The sequence below is a fragment of the Peribacillus sp. ACCC06369 genome, assembly GCF_030348945.1.
GTDB lineage: Bacteria > Bacillota > Bacilli > Bacillales > DSM-1321 > Peribacillus.
In genome coordinates this window covers 90,854-106,665 of the sequence record NZ_JAUCEN010000001.1, presented here as the reverse complement: position 1 = coordinate 106,665, position 15,812 = coordinate 90,854, and the positions used below count along the sequence as shown (strand labels likewise).

Sequence of the window (15,812 nt, the reverse complement as noted above, 5' to 3'; positions counted from 1 at the left end):
GAATAGCTCTTCACGCAAGGATGAAGAGAAAGTGAAGAATAATGAGCATAGCTCATTACGTGAAGATAAAGCAAAAATAGAATCGGCACACCAAGAGTGTATTGACCGTGCTTATCGTATTCCCATATTTTTAAGTACGACAACTCATTTAAATGACAACCAACAACGGTTTCTAAACCGTCTAATTTTAGAGATTGAGAATGCTTTGCTTTTTCCGCGTACATTACCATTAAGCGAAAGTTATCCTGAATCCATTTTAACTGATATTCGTCGGTTAGTTTCATCAAGCTATGGAATGTTGGCAGTAAACCTTCGTCGTTTTAAAATTCAAACTGTTGATGTCAATGCAGGACCCCTTCCACCATCCACTCCATTCTGGATAGGATCAGTTTATTCACAAGTAGAACCTTCAATGGCTTTTCAATTTGGTCTACCCTTATTATTAGTAAGGGAAGAAGATACTGACGCAAATAATGGAATTTGGGCAGGAGGAATTGCCCCACTCAACCTATTTATAGTTTGGCATTCTGAAACTCAAACTGTAGATCAATTCTTTAACACTCCTGAATGGAGATCAGCCTTTGCAAATTGGAGTGCACAAGTAAGAAATGCTTTTTATATACAGACAGAGCCTCAGTTCAAATACAGATGTGAATGATACACTGGTACTTTAGCAACAAGTCGAAAATATACAAGGTTTTGTTCAGCTTTATATATTTTCGACGTATTCACACAAAAACAAATATTCCCATTTTATTATCAAAAACAAAAAGATTTACTTCATAAAAACAGCCTTTATAGAAGAGAGACGGTCGGGACCGGTCACATCCGAAGGCTTAGCGTATATTTTCGTTAAAATGTTGGCGGGACCCCATCGTCATCAAGCAAAGGTAAATTTGTATCATCATAACGAAAAAAACGCTATTCTTTTTGTAGAAATATACAGGAAGGATGGCGTTTTCTATGAGTTTTTTTGTTTCAGACGAAATGAATCTCTTTTCTCAAGAATTTCAAAACTACTTATCTCCATCTTCTCTACAACAATTAGCTAAAGAAGTTGGTTTTGTTCAACATACAAGTAATTATCAAGCACAAGAATTAATTGCTTTATGTGTATGGCTTAGTCAACAGGTCGCGAGTACACCACTCACACAATTGTGTAGCCGTCTCGAAGCATCTACAGGTGTCCTCATGAGCCCCGAAGGGCTTAATCAACGATTTAATGGTTCAGCCGTACAGTTTCTTCAACAAGTTTAAGCTAATCTTCTAACTCAAAGAATTCATTCAACACAAGAAATACTTCATCCATACTCCACGACTTTTAAACGTATTCGGATCCTAGATTCTACAACATTTCAACTTCCTGATAAGTTTGCTTCACATTATCAAGGTTCTGGCGGAAGTAGCTATACCGCAGGTGTTAAAATCCAACTTGAATATGACTTATTGAGTGGGAAGTTCCTCCACGTTTATGTAGGAGAAGGGAGAGAAAATGATAAAACCTTCGTTTCCACAAGTCTACTAACCATTCAACCGAAAGACTTATACATAAGGGATTTAGGGTATTTCGACTTACACGACTTACAGAAAATGAATGATGAAGGGCATTACCTATAAAGACCGAAGCAAACGATTAAGTGGAATGAACGTATATATTACAAATCTTTCTTTAGAAGACGTTCCAACGGAACATATTCTGAACTGTATTCGTTACGTTGGCAGATTGAAATTCTATTTAAGACATGGAAATCATTCTTTCAAATTGACAAGTGCAAAGAGATTAAGAGGGAACGCTTAGAGTGTCACTTGTATGGGCAACTTATTAGGTACTCTGTTCATCTACGATGTTTAGAATGCGTCAGTTACTTTTAGATAGTAAAAAGAAGGAGTTAAGTGAATATAAATCCATCTATATGATAAAAGACTATTATTTATTGTTTTATCAAGGATTACAAAAGGACGCCAAAGAATTATCAAAAATTTTTCTGCGTCTGTTTCACCTTTTGGAGAAAAACGGACGGAAATGTCATCGTTATAACAAGAAAACGGTCTTTGATATCTTAGGTATTGTGTATGATTGTACGTCACAAAAACTTAAAGCTGCCTAATATTTTTTAAAAAAACCTATTTGATGTTTTTTTGTCATGCGCATTTTTAGCGTTACCATAGCAAATTAAAGAGAACAAACTTTTATATTATCTCTTGCGCGCTTAGCTTGCTGGCGATGGGGTACCGCCAGCAAAACGCGGATTTACAACGTTATGGATATTCCAGTATTAAAAATCCCAATCTCTCATTTATATCACTGAGAGATTGGGATTTATTCAACAAACCTTCTATTAGCTGATATTGAAGAAAAGCACAGTTATTTGCATGTCTATTTCATATTATCAGGATTATAGGAAGTAATACAACAACCCCTGATAATGCTAAAAAAATTGCTTCACTAAGTGCACTCCACTTAGTGTGGATACAAATTTAAAGGTATTGATAGTTGGATAATATTCTTATACGATGTAAACGGCGCAATTTTATGTGCCTTTTTTGTAATTTTTTATAACCTTTCAGAATGAGGCCTTGATATAGTAACAAATTGATCTAATGTTTTTTTCATAATGGGGTACTGCCTACAAAACGCGGATATTATAAGACATTTTTTTGGAAATAAAGACCCTGATTTTTCTACGCTAAGCAGAAGAATCAGGGTTTTTATATAGCCTTATTGTTTTTAGGTTTTATAATTTCTAAGTAATGTAATATTCAACTAACGCACGCCGTTAGTTCAACAAAAAAATTCATTTTTCAAATCTAACTAACGTTTTTTCGGGTATTTCAATTTGGTCAATATCAAAATTATTGATTTGGAGGGTTATTTCACCCTATCGCTTTTCAGCCTCTGAGGACTTCTTTTTCTTTAAAAGATTTTTTTAATCCTTCAATTTTTATTATTGTTTCCATTTTGATTCTTTTTTCATTTCCGACACTTCTCGAACTCGAACAATACTTTTGAGTTTGGGAGGTTAGCGCAGTACTTAGGCAAAAGTTCGATTGAATTTTGCCGTCAAGTACTACGTTCCTTCTATTTTTTCATAGTCTTATCGACTTTTTGATTGACCGATTCTTGATAGAGATCAGCGTAAGTTTTTGAATCTTCAATCAGTGCATCGCAGAAAGCAGCAACGTCTTTTCCTGTGACTTCAAGCACACCTTTCCCAGCAGCTGTGCCTTCTTCAAAGAAGCTGAGAATTTCCGAGAGCAGTCCGATACCTTCGTTTAGCTCAACAGGACCGACTTTGAAGAGATATTTTTGGATCTCTTTATAGACAATTTGGTAATCTTGTGGAAGCGCTTTGACACGCGAAACATGTGCTCTCCATTCTTTTTTGCCTTCGATGATTTTTTTGATACTCATTTCAGTCCTCCTAATTTTCTTGCTACGTTCTTGTTGAGTTGGTCACGCCATTTATCTCTATAAGTTTTTGCGCCTTCGTCACCAACAAGCGCTGTGCAGAAGCCTTTGATATCATTTCCTAGTACTTCTTCGACGCTCTGGCCGTCTGCTGATGTAACTTCAAGAAGTTCAAGAGCACTGTCAAGAATCGGCATCAGATTACGACCGGTGAAATCTCCGTGAATCCAGAGATTACTTATAATTTCTTTCCAAGCAGTTTGATATTCAGCTGGCAAGACTTTTGCTCGTGCTTCAAAACCTTTCATTTCTTTAGTCATATCGCTGCCGGTTATTTTTTCTAAAAAGTTCATTGTAGTCTCCTTTAAGATACTAAGCTGTTCAGCAAAGTTCTATTATTTAATCGTATCGTTCAGTTTATGACGTTGCTTATCAACCCACGATTTTGCATCAATGACGAGAGCATCACAGAAGGCTGCTACGTCGTTGCCAGTAACTTCTTTAACGCGCTTGCCATCGGCTGCGGCTTCTTCAAGAAGCTCGATGATGTGATTAAAGACGAATATCGTTTCTTGCCAATCCATCACGCCGCCAGAGTTCCAAAGATATTTTTACATTTTTTGCATCGCTTTGTAGGCGTTGTAGTAGTCTTCAGGTAAGGCTTTTGCGCGGTTTTCCATTTCCCGCCATGCTTGCTAAAATCCCCAAAGATTTTAGCGAAAATACTCATGTTTATTCTCCTTTATTTTGCTTTTAATTCGTTTAGTTTGCTTGAGATAAAGTTCCATTTGGCCCAGAAATTTGCCAGTTCTTGCAGGCCAGCTTCATTGAGCCGATAAAATTTGCGCGGTGGGCCCATCGTGGATGACTTTTTCTCAATATCCACGAGTTTATTTTTTTCGAGCCGCATCGTGATGGTGTAAACTGTTCCCTCCACAATGTCGCTAAAGCCCAGTGCTCGCAGCTTCTGTGTGATTTCATAGCCGTAGGTTTCGCCACGGCTGATAATTTCTAGCACGCAGCCCTCAAGCACACCTTTAAGCATTTCTGTGATTTTATTCATTTTTTTTACTTCTTTCTTCTTAGTACTTTGTGATGACAATAATCTGTATTACAGAATAGTGAGACAAAATTTTTGAATCACTCTTTTGTGAATCTGCTATTCAGCATTACTTACTACTACTATATAATAGCACGGAGTACTATCTTTGTCAATTTTTCTATCCCCCTCCCTACAATGTTTACTCCCTTACAAATTTTGAGGTTTCTTCGGTGTTTCCAATTTCATCCCTTTTTTTCTGATGTTCCTAATTGGGGTAGTACCAAACGGCAGTACCCCTATTAGCTGATATTGAAGAAAAGCACAGTTCATGGCTCGCTCCTTTATTTAATAGAATTTCTTAATTTATTTCTTAGTTTGTCGATCCATGTTTCTTCAGGAAACTCAGCTAGGAATGAGTCGGCAAATTCTGCAATATCATTTCCTACTACTTCTCGTTTACTTAAACCATCACTAGCACTACTCTCGAACATCTCTAAAATATTGGTTAAAACCTCAAACATACTGATCCCTTAGCAAAGTTCAACATATAATTTTCAATTGCTTTCATTGCCTTTTTTGTATTCTGCAGGTAATTCATTCACTCTTTTTTGTGATAGCAAATGCATTCATCGCAGCGGCTGACTATTGATATGGCTAATTCCATAATGGTGTACTTACCCTAACTGGCGTTTAAATACTTTACTGGCGAAGAAGTAAGCGATGACCATGATGCCCACGCACCAGGCAAGTGCGATCCAGATATCGTTGCCAACAGACCCTTCATACAAGAGGGCACGAATCGCATTCACGATTGAAGTCACGGGCTGGTTCTCAGCGAACGCACGGACAATTTTAGGCATGGTTTCGGTGGGGACAAAGGCCGAACTGATAAACGGCAGGAAAATCAGCGGGTACGAGTAGGCTGTCGCCCCTTCCATAGACCCCGCTGTCAATCCCGGAATGATCGCCAGCCATGTCAGCGCCAGCGTAAACAGCCCGAGTATCCCAGCTACCGCGAGCCAATCCAGGATATTAGCGCTGGAACGGAAGCCCATCAAGAGCGCGACGAGGATAACCACCACAACAGTAAGCGCATTGGAAACCAGCGAGGTCAACACGTGAGCCCACAATACCGACGAGCGCTTGATGGGCATGGTAATGAAACGCGCCATCAGCCCGCTCTTTACATCCGTAAACAGCCGCACGGAAGTGTAAGCGACGCCGGATGCGATAGCCATCAGCAAGATTCCCGGCAATAAATAATTGACGTAGTTGTCCGTGCCTGTCTCTATGGCGCCGCCAAATACGTAGACAAACAGCAGCAGCATCATAATCGGCGTAATCGCCACCGTGATAATTGTATCCGGGCTGCGCATGATGTTGCGCATTAAACGTCCTAGTAATACCCCTGTTTTGCTTTTCATTTACATCTCCTCCTTTTTGCCGATGATCGCAAGGAAAATTTCCTCCAATGTCGGCTGCTTCTCGATGTACTCCACTTTCGCTGGCGGGAACATCTCCTTGAGTTCGGTAAGGGTCCCGGTCGAGATGATTTTTCCGCCATGCAGGATGGCGATACGATCCGCCAGTTGTTCGGCTTCCTCCAGGTACTGGGTCGTCAGCAAGATGGTCGTGCCGCCGCCGGCAAGTTCCTTGACGGTATCCCAGACTTCAATTCGCGCTTCGGGGTCAAGCCCTGTCGTCGGTTCGTCGAGAAAAATGACTGCTGGCGTCCCGATCAGGCTCATGGCGATGTCAAGCCGGCGCTTCATCCCGCCGGAATATTTGTCCGCCCGGCGGTTGGCCGCATCGGTCAGGCTGAATTTTGCAAGCAGATTGTCGGCGACTTGAGCGGGATTGGAAACTCCCCGCAACTTGGCGATCATCATCAGGTTTTCCCGCCCTGTGAGCATGCCGTCTAAAGCTGCGAACTGCCCTGTCAGGCTGATGCTCTGGCGAACATGATCCGGTTGACGCTGGACGTCAAAGCCGCAAATACCTACTTCGCCGCCATCAGCCTTCATCAGCGTCGAGAGGATGTTGACCGTCGTCGTCTTGCCCGCTCCATTTGAGCCCAGCAGTGCGAAAATTTCGCCACGCCGCACCTCAAAATCCACCCCCTTTAAGACTTCCTTGTCTTTAAAGGATTTTTTTAACCCTTTTATAGAAATCGCTGCATTTCTCATACTTTTTTCCTCCTTATAAAATGCGCAGCAAGGTCGCTTTCGAGATCGAGTGCCTTGCGGAGCTAGATTGCCTATACTCATCTATTTAGTCTGACTGATAATCTGTATAACTTATTACTGAGTTAAAAATATAACTGAATAGCGAATGTGCAATTCACATTTGTAACCAGCTATTCAGTCGGTATCATCTATTGAATTTATTTTTTCCCAATCGCTTCATGATACTCTGATTCAAATCTTCACGATACTTGGCGAGATAGGTTTTAGCGTTTGCCACTAGTTCGTCGGCAAAGGACGCCACGTCGTCCCCAGTTATTTCCAGCACCTGTCTACCTTCCGCCGCACCGGCTTCGAACAACTCGATTAATTCATACTGCATGTGCAGCATATCCATCCCGCTGCCCGCTGATGAGAAATTCCACATGTAGTTTTGAATTTTCTTAAATACAAACTGGTAGTCCTCTGGCAGGACTTCAACCCGTGCCATCATCATCTTGTATTCTTTTTTATCACCAATCATTTTTTTGAACATTTCCATCATGTTATTTTTCCTCCTTTTTTATAAAGCTGAACAAGACACTCCAAACATATCGTACGGAATATCTTATGAAGCTAGATTGACTTCAAGACGTTGATTTTTGATGATACAAAATCCCATTTCTGCCAAAACAATTCAAGTTCCTGGCGGCCAGCCTCATTAAGTGAGTAAAACTTGCGGGGCGGCCCCATATCTGACGGTTTCTTTTTCATGGTTACCAGTTTTTTCTTTTCTAATCGGACGAGGATGGTGTAGACCGTCCCTTCCACGACTTCAGTAAACCCAAGCTCGTTCAGGCGGCGGGTAATCTCGTAGCCATAGGTTTCATGGCGGCTGATGATTTCCAGCACGCAGCCTTCCAGCGAACCCTTCAGCATTTCGGTTAAATTTTCCATGTTCAGAGCCTCCTCTATTTTGTCTGACTTATATTCAGTATAACTTAGTACTAAGCGAAATTTTTACTGTATAGCTTTTGAGAAATCATGCTATTCAGTATTGCTCATTACATGTACACTGTAACACCGAGTAGCGTAGGTGTCAACTATTTTTCTTAAAAATATTTTGCAACCTCACTATTCAGTGGTGTAGGTATCCAGTGTTACATGGACTGTCAACTGGATTTTCTAAATATTTTTAAAACCAGCTATCCCCATTGGATACAACCGATTTTCTTTATGGAGCTTTACTTCCTCCTATGCTTCTTTCAAAATGATTACACCGCGGATCATTCCCATCCAGCAGCTGTACATGTAGGTTCCGGTTTCTCCTGTTTGAATCTTTTGGAGCACCACACCATCACGAACTCCCTTAAGGATTTCCGTTAAATTTTTCATATATCCTCCTCGCAAACTACTTATCGTTACTTAGTACTAATATATAGTATTACGAAGTAGAAGAAATGTGTCAAGTAATTTTATTCATATCATTTATTTGGGCAGCTTTAAACTTGCTAAGTCTAAACATTTAAGGCAGTTTTTATTAATAATAAAAAACCGATTTCTCAATACGGGAGAAATCGGTTTTCTCAGATCTTAGAATTTGCTTGATACAAATTTTCAGACGCATTATCTAGTTCAGTATAAAGCACATCCCCTTTAAAATTAATTTCCTTCGTGCAGGTGCTTTAAACATCTTGACTAATGCAATTAGTGTATGGAAGACAGTTTATCTAGGCAAAGCTACCGAATTACTTCAAAGTAAAGGAATGTTACGGGGAATTTATTAAAGCATATATCTCCATTAGGATGGGAACATATCAACTTCCTTGGAGAGTATCGCTTCGATCCAAAAGGAGTTACCAACTTAGAATCATTGCGGTCCTTAAATCAAGAATAGTCCTAAAGCCGTTTACATCCTTAACGTGGTAAAAATCAGCTATTTTTGTATCCAGTTCCCCTTAACGTTGTAAATTAACGTTTTGCTGACGGTACCCCATTGTATAAAAATGTCCATTATCCGCTGAAGACCATAATGTGTTAAATCTGTTTGCTTGTCAGTTTTAATAATTAAATTCTAGCCTTTGTAATTAAGTTTTCACTCTTTAGGTGGGGATAAGCATCCTGAATTTTTGGCATTGTTGAACTCGTCTATCAGTATATGCAATCACTTTACTTGTAATTAATTCTTTCTGCTTGAAAATCATTGTGCAATTTTATCCTTTAATTTGTTTAAGTATTTTTGCAGGATTACCCCCAACTACAACGTTGTCTGTTACATCTTTAGTTACTACTGCACCTGACGCAATAACAACATTGTCTCCTATCGTTACTCCTGGGTTTATTACTGCACTACCACCAATCCAAACATTATTGCCGATGGTAACTGGCTTGCCATATTCCAACCCTGTTATTCTTGTTTCTGCATCTAAAGGGTGGGTTGCAGTATATATGGATACTCTTGGTCCGATCATACAATTCTCTCCGATAGTAACTTTGCAAACATCTAATATGATACAATCGTAATTTGCAAAAAAATTCTCTCCAACATAGATGTTGTAACCATAGTCACAACGAAAAGTTGGTTTTACACAAAAAATTTTCTCCAGTTTTTCCAAATGAATTTTTTAAAAGGTCGCTTTTGTTTTCCACTAAGGATAATTAAATTCTGCAAGTATTTCCTGTGCTTTTATATGATCCTTACCAAGCTCTTCATCCATTGCTGTATATAATTTTCCAGCTAACATTTTCTCTTTTTCAGTTTTCATAATAAATCACTCCTAATACTTTTTTTCTTTGATGTAAAATAAGCAACTTTGTTATCTATTGAATTTCTACATGATTAAAATGCTTTTGAGCTTTTATCTTTCCTCTTTAATAAATCCTTCTTTGTCAGTAAGGTATTTAATTTTTCTGAACTTAGGAGCATTGCTGCAACAAAAACAGCAATACAAAATGGGAAGATTCCTATTGTTGAATGAGATGCAATGAAACCAAGAAGAGGTGGAATGAAAGTACTACCTGTATAGGCAACAGCCATTTGATAGCCCATAATTGTCTGGGAATGCTTCTTCCCAAAACGTGTTGGGGTTTCATGCAACATACACGGAAATATCGGTGCTAATCCTAGTCCAACCATAATAAAACCTACAAGCGAAAAAGTGGAAGGCAATGGTAGGAATAGAAGTGTGGCACCAGCTAATGCTATTATTTGCCCCATCCGAATGAGAGTGCGGTTACTCATTTTAAAGGTAATAAAGCCTGTAATAAATCTACCCACTGTTATTCCTGCGTAATATAAGGAAACCCATTGTGCAGCAACCGCTACCGGTAACTCCTTGACATTTACCAAAAAGCTACTTCCCCAAAGACCTACTGTTGATTCAACCCCGCAATAAAACAAGAAGGAGATCAGAGACAGTTTAACTCCTTTAATTTGTAAAGGTTTTACATGTTTACCATCTGCATTGTAGAATACACCTTTTGAATCTTCCGGCTCTTCAATTAAGGTGATGTTGCTGTTTTTTTTCACTCTATTCCATAAGGGCAAAGTGAAGAGAAGTATTACAGCTAAAGTGAACTGAATACCAGAGATTACAAAATATCCATTTCTCCAAGAATGTTGTTCTGAAATAAACTGAGCCATAATTATAGGACCAAAAGTAGCACCGACGCCCCAAAAACAATGTAACCAACTCATATGGTGTGCCTTATAATGTGTAGCAACATAATCGTTTAATCCTGCATCAACAGATCCTGCACCTAATCCAAGTGGTATGGCACATACAATTAACCAAACTAGCGATGGAGCAAAATGAAATCCTAGCAATGCTCCAGCAGTCATTAAGCAACTTACAAATGTTACATTACCAGTTCCGAACCTTTTGAGTACCGTTCCGCTAGCTAAACTGGAAATAATTGTACCACCTGCAATCGTCATAAAAAGTAATCCAGCAGTCTCAAGTGGGGCTCCAAAGTCAGATTGCATCACAGGCCATGCTACCCCCAACAATGAATCAGGTAAACCTAAGCTAATAAAAGCCAAATAAATGATGACTAAAAGGAATGTTGTCATATTCAAACCTCACTTTTAATTATTTGGTGCTCAATTGTACTTTCCAATTTGTTTTACGTTCTTGTTCCATTCATCATGAGATCAAGTCTAAGACTTGGTGATCCATATAAATAATGTAGCTTTTCTTGAGTTACCTCCTATGTAAACAAACTTATTAAAAACATTTAAAAAGTATAGAAAAAACACTTATTAAATTTTTTTAATAAGTCACTAATAATGAAAATGTTTCAGCAACCTTTACCATTTTATCCCTAGTATTATACAGTCAACTCCAAAAGATTTCCTTCAGGGTCTTCTACAACACTCTCATAATACCCGTCTCCAGTGATACGGGGACCACTAATATGAGGGTAACCATTATTTTTTAATCTGGCTGTCATTTGATTAACGGATTCCTGGCTTCCCAAGGAGATGGCAATATGAGCCCAACCAATTTTATCTCCCCGATTTTGCTTATTAATTTCTGCCTTACGCATAATCTCTAATCGTGTACCCGAGTCAAAAGTTAAAAAATAAGATTCAAATTTCTTTTCACTATTATGATATTTAATGTTTGATTTACAATTAAAATAAGTTTCATAAAACTCCCTCATGCCTTCCAAATCATTGACCCAGATAGCCACATGCTCAATTCTCAATTCTTTTTCACTCCTTTAAATTATAGAGGTTATTGCTAGATCTTGATATTATAGGGGAATCACCACCTTATATGACATTATTTCAAGTGTTTTTTTACAAAAAATAATTTCTACCTTTGTTTTAGTTGCATTATCAAAAGGAAAATGTTGAAATCCATTAATTTTATATATTTGTAAGAGATAATGTAGCCTAGAATAAATGTGATTTTACTTTTCATGTAGAAACAGATTTACTGTTTGTTCCATTTATCATGAGATCACGACCAAGACTTTGTAATCCATATAAATAATCCTGTTTCCAATCACTCATTGTAAGCGATGGAAGATGTTCTGACGGGATATATTTTGAGCTACCTACGGCAATTTTGTCTAAAATAACTTTTTCAACTTCATCGTTACTAAAAATGATGGTATGAGGGTTAATGATAGCTACAAACGAGGCTACTAACCTGCTAATTGCATCAATCTCATAATCCTCACAAATAGTTACTTTTTTAGGTCCACTTCCATTTTCCAAAGCTTGCCGAAAATTTCGGTCATTATACTGAGGGACGAATGAAACCTCTCCTGAGAAAAAAGTACTTCCTCGCACCACATCGCCATTTATCATAATTCCTGCACCTGGGCCATTTTGACCAGAATACAAATATATAAGGGATTGCTTGTCCTTAATTCCCCTATTATTGTGATATCCGAGAACAGCAGCATTCATATCGTTCTCTACTACGACAGGTATAGAAAATTGATCCTCATAATATCCTTTTAAATCAAAATTTTGAAACTGCTCGTATCCTGGTATATAGAAAATCCGGCCACTATCAACCGAACCAGGAACGCCAATTGCCATAGAACTGATTTTCGAATTTTTAGTCATTATGTTTTCAATGCACGTAGTTAATAAATTTAAACCATCATCCTTTAATACACTCGGTGCTTTTCCTTGTTCCTTTACTTCTCCCACACAATTAAAAATTGTATAATTCGTCTCTGTTTTCTCTAGAAATATTGCCAGACCTAACATATGCTCGGGATTGTATCTATATCTTTTTGCTCTTCTCCCACCACTAGAACCGTCTAAACCGACTAAAATAATTTCCCCATCCTTCTCCATCTGTGCTAGGAACTTACTTATTGTCGGGAAACTAATTCCTAATGTATGGCTGAGTTCAACCTTTGTTGCACTTCCAAGTTCTAAAAGAGTTGTACGAATACCACGAAGGATTATCTTCTTAATAGATTTTGGAGTAGCTACTAACTCATTCACTAGATTCACCACCTAAAAAAATAAACTTATTAAAGAATTTTAATAAGTTACGGTGTTAATATACCATATACAAATTTGTTTTTGTACTATCCTGCCCCGTTAGCCATCCATGAAGCGCAAAAATCAGCGCTTCACTTCAGAGAATGAAAATTGGTCTCTATGTCGATAATGTTTTAATGGCTGGCGAAGAAGGTCGTTGAACTATGGTGCCTTTGAGCCCATCCGTTAGTCTGACTCCGACGACCACGGTGTACCACCGACTGTCGCGCCCTTTATGGGTAGCACTCATGGGAGATTAATCCTTTTTTGGTCGTCGCGCTAGCCTCTACCTAATTTAAGTATGATTGGAGGTTTTTGTTTAACGATTTACCAAACTCAATCAGATCACTCATAAGGCTCAGCCTTTTTTAAAAGCGTTTTTACTGGGTCTATTTTGTTGTGGTTTTTTCTAGATTTTGTGCTTTTTTAATTTTCATGGGAGTTTAAGTAGAATTTTTCACAATATTAATTAACATAGATACATCCAATTTCCATTTAAATTAGAAGCTTATAGTGTAAACAGGTTTAGAATTATAATAACAGGGTAATTGTAGTTTTGGCATATAAAAAAAAGGGGGATTAAATTATGAAGGGGTCACTAGATACATATAAAATACTGGAATTCATACAAGAAAATAAAGAGGATTTTGAAGATTCATTATTGAATGAAGCATTTAATGTGAGAGAAAAAATTGAAGAAATTTTAACGGTCGGTAATATTGACCTGATAAATAATGCCCATATCCTGATTCAATACATTATTGAGGGTAAAGAACAAGAACTTCAAGCATTTGCTAAACAAGAAGGTATAGCTTGGGCGACACACGCAATACCATTAACTTTCAAATTAGAGTGGGTGCAAGCCATTCGAAGAACCTTGTGGAAGTTCCTACAAGAATATAACGAGGTAACAAATAAGGTTTTAACTGAAGAATTTTTTTCGGTAGAAAAACAAGTTAATAATCAAGTAGACAGGTTTTTAAATGTTTTTTTTATCACCTATTCTCAATACAAAGATTCATTGATAATGGCTCAAAAAGAATTGGTTGAAAATCTTTCGGTGCCTATAATACCAATAACACCCACTATATGTATTTTGCCTTTAATTGGTGCGGTTGATCTTTACCGAACGAATATTCTCGAGGAAAAAGTTTTAACAGAGATTGGGAAATTACGTATTCAAATATTAATTATGGACTTATCTGGAATTATGGAAATGGAGGTTGAAGTAATTGATCATTTAATGAAGATTATTGACGGCACTTCATTAATGGGATGTACTACTGTGATTACCGGGTTAAGAGCTGAAGTGGTTAGAAAAATGATAAACGTAGGAATGAAATTAAATGAAAAAGCACAAACATTAGGAACTTTACAACAAGCATTGAATAAATACTTATTAAGTTAAACACGGAGAATCTTAGAGGAGGGTCGCTTTGCCGACTCTTTTTTTCTTATTCAATATATTCTGACCAACTGTCTCAATATTTGTTCCTGCCCGGCAGTTACATCTTGGTATAAAAACTATTGTTAAGTATTTAATTCAACACCAATCAATTCGTTTTCTTCTTCAACTAAACTGCCCTTTAGTAGCATAATGAAAGAGCTGCCTTAAAAACAGCTCCAATTTTCAGCTACCGCACCCGTTAGTTGAAGAAGAGAATTGATCAACAAAATGTGAAACAAAAAAACCTCTATTAATTAGAGGTTTTTTTAGAACTATCTTGCATAACTTTTTCAATAGCTGAGATAGTAGATTTTATATCGTCACAGGTTTCGATAATTTGTGTATCCAAATGTGTTAGTTCATAACAATTATTGTCATAGCATACAGACAGTAACGGTATACCATTTTTGTTTTTGAAAGTTAATGTTATTTCACAGTTATTATACTGTTTTAAGGTTTCTAACATTGTTTTAATGTGGTCTAAGGACATATCGTCTTAGTCTCCCTTCTATTACAGAGGGAAGATGACTAAGAGAAGTCAGGAGGTGCCCCATATAAATCTAATTTTAACTCTAATTAACTATAACATACTAATGATTAAAAGTATTGTTATTCGATGTAGCTACACAGTACGAACACACTTCACTTGTAACAAACCTGCCCCTTTAGTGCCATAAGAAAAAGGCTACCTCAGCAACCTTCCTTAATGAAGTAAAGCACCCGTTAGTTTATTAAGTTCAATCGAGAAATTGCCTCAAAATCTAGAGAGTTGGTTAATTCTTCTTTAGAAGCTGGTAAAATTTACTCAATTAAAGAAAAAGGAGGTAATCACTTGAAACGAAATTGATTTATTACCTTCTTAACCGTTCATACGGTTTACTACTTTCCTCTTCCAAATATTCCCTTAGCTACTTCTAATGCTGATGCGGATCGCGGCCATCCAACGTAAAAACTTAAATGAGTAATAGTCTCTATAAGTTCCTCCTCTGTTAGACCGTTTTGTTTCGCAAGTTCTAAATGATATGGAAGCTGATTTAGGTTTTCTCCAGTTACTAGCGCTGTAACAGTAATTAGGCTTCGGTCTCTTAAATTTAAATTATCTCGTCTCCATAAATCTCCGAAAAGTATGTCTTCAGAGTATCTAACAAAATCTGGTGCAAAATGCCCTAATGAATTTCTTACAGTAGGAGTAATGGGTTTGTTCATATCTCTTGCTCCTCTCGATTATTAAGTATGATATAAAACACTAAATCATTTGAGGAATTCCGTCTCCAAATGACCAGTTTTCAAGATTTGTTTCCGATAGAATTATAAATACATTTTCTTTAACTACATTACAATTATTGTGCAATTTGTTAGCAATACTCTTATACAGTAATTCTTTTTGCTGATTAGATCTGCCTGGACCGCATGTGATTAAGATGTAAAGAAGTTGGTTTGTTCTTTTACTACTAAGAAGATAATTCGGATCAAAATAAAACTCATCCACCTTATGCGACTGGAAAATTTGAAAATAATCCTTTTTGGGTACGTGAAATTCTTCAATAAGTGCGGCCATAACATTTCTACTGATTAGCTGTAAATCTTTGTGATTATATTCATTTTCCAAATAACTAATTTGAACGAATGGCATTTTTCCCCTCCTTTTGATAACAAGTTAATTTTACCTTTACTAATGTTATTTGTATAATCGAAATAATTGAATTAAAAATTCATAAAAACGAATGGAGATTATTGGA

At 37.4% G+C, this 15,812-nt stretch carries 20 protein-coding genes and 4 pseudogenes; 6 read left to right on the top strand and 18 right to left on the bottom strand.

The genetic code is table 11. From position 1 onward, the window contains the following. Positions 1-31 precede the first annotated feature (31 nt). The 4 genes and pseudogenes from QUF78_RS00520 to QUF78_RS27720 all read left to right on the top strand — a co-directional run bounded on the left by QUF78_RS00520 (position 32) and on the right by QUF78_RS27720 (position 2,108). Positions 32-658: a hypothetical protein gene (locus QUF78_RS00520; RefSeq protein ID WP_353957882.1), complete on the top strand. Its 627-nt coding sequence runs from the start codon at positions 32-34 to the stop codon at positions 656-658. Between the two features lie 305 nt (positions 659-963). After that, positions 964-1,257 (top strand): hypothetical protein, encoded by a 294-nt coding sequence (locus tag QUF78_RS27730; RefSeq protein WP_353957881.1) that lies wholly within the window; start codon positions 964-966, stop codon positions 1,255-1,257. A gap of 21 nt (positions 1,258-1,278) precedes the next feature. Then, positions 1,279-1,872: pseudogene (locus QUF78_RS27725) on the top strand (transposase). Next, positions 1,854-2,108 carry a hypothetical protein gene (locus tag QUF78_RS27720; protein ID WP_353957880.1) on the top strand — a complete coding sequence of 85 codons (255 nt, stop codon included), beginning with the start codon at positions 1,854-1,856 and terminating at the stop codon, positions 2,106-2,108. Before QUF78_RS27725 ends, QUF78_RS27720 begins: the two are co-directional and overlap by 19 nt. Positions 2,109-3,079: 971 nt before the next feature. On the opposite strand, the gene QUF78_RS00510 is transcribed toward QUF78_RS27720, so the two are convergent. The 11 genes and pseudogenes from QUF78_RS00510 to QUF78_RS00465 form a co-directional block, all read right to left on the bottom strand. Further along, complete coding sequence (locus QUF78_RS00510; RefSeq protein WP_289323217.1) at positions 3,080-3,412, bottom strand: DUF1048 domain-containing protein; 333 nt, start codon at positions 3,410-3,412, stop codon at positions 3,080-3,082. Continuing rightward, entirely contained in the window at positions 3,409-3,762 is a 354-nt protein-coding gene (locus QUF78_RS00505; protein ID WP_289323216.1) for a DUF1048 domain-containing protein, read from the bottom strand. Before QUF78_RS00505 ends, QUF78_RS00510 begins: the two co-directional genes overlap by 4 nt. Before the next feature lie 42 nt (positions 3,763-3,804). After that, positions 3,805-3,993, bottom strand: coding sequence for a DUF1048 domain-containing protein (locus tag QUF78_RS00500; RefSeq protein WP_483313820.1), 189 nt, complete (start codon positions 3,991-3,993; stop codon positions 3,805-3,807). After that, positions 3,993-4,139: a hypothetical protein gene (locus tag QUF78_RS27940; protein WP_483313819.1), complete on the bottom strand. Its 147-nt coding sequence runs from the start codon at positions 4,137-4,139 to the stop codon at positions 3,993-3,995. Before QUF78_RS27940 ends, QUF78_RS00500 begins: the two co-directional genes overlap by 1 nt. A gap of 12 nt (positions 4,140-4,151) precedes the next feature. Continuing rightward, positions 4,152-4,472 carry a PadR family transcriptional regulator gene (locus QUF78_RS00495; RefSeq protein WP_289323215.1) on the bottom strand — a complete coding sequence of 107 codons (321 nt, stop codon included), beginning with the start codon at positions 4,470-4,472 and terminating at the stop codon, positions 4,152-4,154. A gap of 320 nt (positions 4,473-4,792) precedes the next feature. Next, positions 4,793-5,077, bottom strand: a pseudogene (locus QUF78_RS00490) (DUF1048 domain-containing protein). A gap of 48 nt (positions 5,078-5,125) precedes the next feature. Continuing rightward, complete coding sequence (locus QUF78_RS00485) at positions 5,126-5,875, bottom strand: ABC transporter permease (protein WP_289319006.1); 750 nt, start codon at positions 5,873-5,875, stop codon at positions 5,126-5,128. Beyond that, positions 5,876-6,637: an ABC transporter ATP-binding protein gene (locus QUF78_RS00480; protein WP_289323214.1), complete on the bottom strand. Its 762-nt coding sequence runs from the start codon at positions 6,635-6,637 to the stop codon at positions 5,876-5,878. A 184-nt stretch (positions 6,638-6,821) separates the two neighbouring features. After that, a complete protein-coding gene (locus QUF78_RS00475) occupies positions 6,822-7,178 on the bottom strand; it encodes a DUF1048 domain-containing protein (protein ID WP_289323213.1) in 357 nt (118 codons plus the stop codon). Positions 7,179-7,249: 71 nt separating this feature from the next. Further along, on the bottom strand, positions 7,250-7,570 hold the full coding sequence (locus QUF78_RS00470; protein WP_148359119.1) for a PadR family transcriptional regulator: 321 nt from the start codon (positions 7,568-7,570) through the stop codon (positions 7,250-7,252). A gap of 297 nt (positions 7,571-7,867) precedes the next feature. Next, positions 7,868-8,008, bottom strand: coding sequence for a hypothetical protein (locus QUF78_RS00465; protein ID WP_289323212.1), 141 nt, complete (start codon positions 8,006-8,008; stop codon positions 7,868-7,870). Positions 8,009-8,286: 278 nt separating this feature from the next. On the opposite strand from QUF78_RS00465, the pseudogene QUF78_RS00460 reads away from it, so the two are divergent. Beyond that, positions 8,287-8,510: pseudogene (locus tag QUF78_RS00460) on the top strand (Tn3 family transposase); the annotation flags it as partial. Between the two features lie 316 nt (positions 8,511-8,826). Here QUF78_RS00460 and QUF78_RS00455 read toward each other — a convergent pair. The 5 genes and pseudogenes from QUF78_RS00455 to QUF78_RS00440 all read right to left on the bottom strand — a co-directional run. Further along, positions 8,827-9,195 (bottom strand): annotated as a pseudogene (locus QUF78_RS00455) (DapH/DapD/GlmU-related protein); the annotation flags it as partial. Between the two features lie 66 nt (positions 9,196-9,261). Then, positions 9,262-9,378, bottom strand: a complete 117-nt coding sequence (locus tag QUF78_RS27935; protein WP_483313818.1) for a maltose acetyltransferase domain-containing protein — start codon at positions 9,376-9,378, stop codon at positions 9,262-9,264. Positions 9,379-9,452: 74 nt separating this feature from the next. Continuing rightward, positions 9,453-10,685, bottom strand: coding sequence for an MFS transporter (locus tag QUF78_RS00450; protein ID WP_289323211.1), 1,233 nt, complete (start codon positions 10,683-10,685; stop codon positions 9,453-9,455). A gap of 257 nt (positions 10,686-10,942) precedes the next feature. Continuing rightward, positions 10,943-11,323, bottom strand: coding sequence for a VOC family protein (locus QUF78_RS00445; RefSeq protein ID WP_289323210.1), 381 nt, complete (start codon positions 11,321-11,323; stop codon positions 10,943-10,945). 214 nt (positions 11,324-11,537) lie between these two features. Beyond that, entirely contained in the window at positions 11,538-12,587 is a 1,050-nt protein-coding gene (locus tag QUF78_RS00440) for an ROK family transcriptional regulator (RefSeq protein ID WP_289323209.1), read from the bottom strand. A 625-nt stretch (positions 12,588-13,212) separates the two neighbouring features. Here QUF78_RS00440 and QUF78_RS00435 point away from each other — a divergent pair. After that, entirely contained in the window at positions 13,213-14,034 is an 822-nt protein-coding gene (locus tag QUF78_RS00435; protein WP_289323208.1) for an STAS domain-containing protein, read from the top strand. A gap of 918 nt (positions 14,035-14,952) precedes the next feature. Here the strand turns inward: QUF78_RS00435 and QUF78_RS00430 are convergent. Then, on the bottom strand, positions 14,953-15,279 hold the full coding sequence (locus QUF78_RS00430) for a carboxymuconolactone decarboxylase family protein (protein WP_289323207.1): 327 nt from the start codon (positions 15,277-15,279) through the stop codon (positions 14,953-14,955). Between the two features lie 40 nt (positions 15,280-15,319). After that, positions 15,320-15,706, bottom strand: coding sequence for a tautomerase family protein (locus QUF78_RS00425; protein ID WP_289323206.1), 387 nt, complete (start codon positions 15,704-15,706; stop codon positions 15,320-15,322). Positions 15,707-15,812: the final 106 nt, after the last annotated feature.